The sequence below is a fragment of the Hymenobacter coccineus genome (assembly GCF_001816125.1).
Classification (GTDB): domain Bacteria; phylum Bacteroidota; class Bacteroidia; order Cytophagales; family Hymenobacteraceae; genus Hymenobacter; species Hymenobacter coccineus.
Genome location: NZ_MDZA01000237.1, coordinates 1 through 2,384, shown reverse-complemented (window position 1 = coordinate 2,384; position 2,384 = coordinate 1). Strand labels below are relative to the sequence as shown.

General features: G+C 62.1%; 2 protein-coding genes. Both read right to left on the bottom strand.

All coding sequences use genetic code 11. The features are described 5' to 3' along the window. On the bottom strand, window positions 1–260 hold a 260-nt coding region (locus tag BEN49_RS30950), incomplete at its 3' end, for an HU domain-containing protein (RefSeq protein ID WP_498366036.1). Between the two features lie 126 nt (window positions 261–386). Then, window positions 387–2,111 (bottom strand): porin family protein, encoded by a 1,725-nt coding sequence (locus tag BEN49_RS14095; RefSeq protein ID WP_125916865.1) that lies wholly within the window; start codon window positions 2,109–2,111, stop codon window positions 387–389. Window positions 2,112–2,384 lie beyond the last annotated feature (273 nt).

Sequence of the window (2,384 nt, the reverse complement as noted above, 5' to 3'; positions counted from 1 at the left end):
GGCTGGCGACGGCAGTGCGCAGGGCCTCGCGGGCCTGCACGGCGGGCACGCCCAGGTGCTGGGCCAGGGCGTCCACGAGCAGGCCGTCGTTGCGGGTCAGGGCTTGGTTGAAGGCCACGAGGCGGGCCGGGGGGGCTCACGGCATGGCGGTTGGCCTGCACGCGGGCCGGCACGGCATCGGCCACCAGGCCCCCAAAATCCGGGATAATCACGCAGTCGTGGTCGCGGAGTAGGGGGCGGATGTGGTCGGCAAGGTGCATGTAGTACAGGGTTGAATTGTTGAGGGTTTAATTGTTTATCGTTTAAATCCACTTACTGACGGAGAACTCCATATCAGCAGGCAAACCTTTAACAATCAACAATTAATCAGACGACAAGTAGGCTATTTAAAACGTGTAAGTTACCCCGCCGATGATGTTGATTCCCTTGACGGGGTAGCGGTAAAACCGCTGGTATTGGCGGTTGGCGAGGTTATTACCCATTGCAAAGATGGATAAATTTGACGTAACACGGTAGTCGGCGCGCAGGTTGAGGTCGTAAATGGGCGACGTGGCGCGGTAAAAATCGGGCACTTGGTTGACGTAGCTGACGCTGTAGCTGGCCGAGTAGAAGTAAGTTTCGAGGCCCAGCAGCAGCTTCTCCGATACGTTGTAGGTGCCGAACACGGTGGCCTGGAACTCGGGCCGGCCGTAGGGCTGGGCCAGCGCCCGCGTGCCGTAGCGGTTGTAGTCGGCCCGGGCCCCGATGCGGTACTTCTCGCCCGTGCCGTACGAGGCCTCGGCGTGCACGTTCACATTGGTGGTGCCCTCGTCGTCGTACACCAGGTTGAATTTGTCCTGGTGCAGCGGGTCGCTGAGGTAGAAGTACAGGTTCTTGTCGCGGCTGAAGGTCACGCGGCCGTTCAAGGCCAGGCCGCGCGCCGGGGCGGCGGTGAAGCCCGCGTACACGGTGGGGCCCCGGCGGGTATCGGCCACGTACACATTTTGGTTCAGCCAGGGGTTTTCGGCGGTGATGTCGTTGCGCGTCACGCGCTGAATGGCGCCGCCCAGGCCCCCGTATACGGTGAACTGCTCGGGCACTACGGCGTAACCCACCCGAATGGCCGGGTACACGGCCCCGCGGCTCACGCCGTTGAGCAGATCGGAGGAGTAGCCCAGGGTGAGGCCCAGGGCCAGGTTCAGGCGGTCGCGCTTCACCTCGTAGGCCGGCGTCACCTGCACGAAGTTGCGCGAACGGGTGGCCGAGTCCTTGTCGGTGATGAAGGAGGCATCGCCGTTGAGCACGAAGCGGCTGTCATCGCTCAGGGCGTAGCCCAGCTTGGCGTTCAGCAGCACGTTGCTTTCGGAGGCCGAAAAGTTGTCGTTCCAGTACTTGTAGCCCAGGCCCAGCTCGTATTGCAGGGCGGCGCTGGGGGCTTGGTTGCGGGCGTAGGCCCGGGCCCCAAAGCGGGTGAACACCTGCTTGATGTCGCCGGCGTCGGGCGTGGGCTGCGGCACCGGCGAGGTGGCCGGCCCGGTGTAGCCGTAAAAGTTGTAGCGCTCACGGCTTACATCCAGGGCCCCGCCGAAGGCCGCGTTGCCGCGGTAAATCTCGCCGGTGAGGGCGGCGCTGGTCTGCGACACGCCCGAATTCTTGCCGTCCACGGGCCCGGTCAGGGAGTTGATGTGCTTGACGTCGAGGCCGTAGCTGTGATCGGTGCTGCGGGCGCTGTGCAGGTAGGCCCGGCCGTAGAACGTGCCATAGTTGCCGATGCCCGCCTTGAGGAAGTTGCCGGTGAGGGGCGTCAGCTCCTCCTGCTTAATGGTGAGCACCTGTACCGAGGGCACGAGGCGGTCGGGCGGCAGCCGGAAATCGGGGAAGGTGTAGGCCGGGGCGGCAGCCGTTTTGGGCGGGGCCGGCACCGCCACTTTATCGAAGTTGCGGGGGGCCGTGCCCAGCTCGTTCACGCGGTCCTTCACAATCTCAATCTCCGCCTCCTGAATGGTGCCGCCCTTGCGGGGCTTGGTGGTCTGGGCCTGGGCGGGCAGGGCCCCGGCTGCAGCCAGCACCCCCGCTCCCACCAGCGGCAAGCGCAAACCTTTACTTAAGCGGCGAATTGAAAAATACTTCATTAACAAGGAGGTAAGCAGCGGTTTTTTTAATTAAAAATGATGAATTAAAAATTAAAATTTGAGCGGGCCAACGTTACGTTTTTAGGGCCCCAGTGGCCGGTTTTGCACAATGTTCACGGAGTTTCACAGAGCAGAGTTGCCGGGTGAAAGCTGACGTGACGGTCCTGATTTTTAATTTATAATTCTGAATTTTTAATTCTTAATTGACTTAGTGCTGTCGGGGGCCGGTGCGGCGCGTTGCAGCGTATCGGCCGGGGCCCCGGCGGCGGGGGT

What these genes read in the sequence shown, in the direction of transcription:
- BEN49_RS14095 (WP_125916865.1), bottom strand. Translation starts at nt 2,111, where the DNA reads ATGAAGTATTTTTCAATTCGCCGCTTAAGTAAAGGTTTGCGCTTGCCG.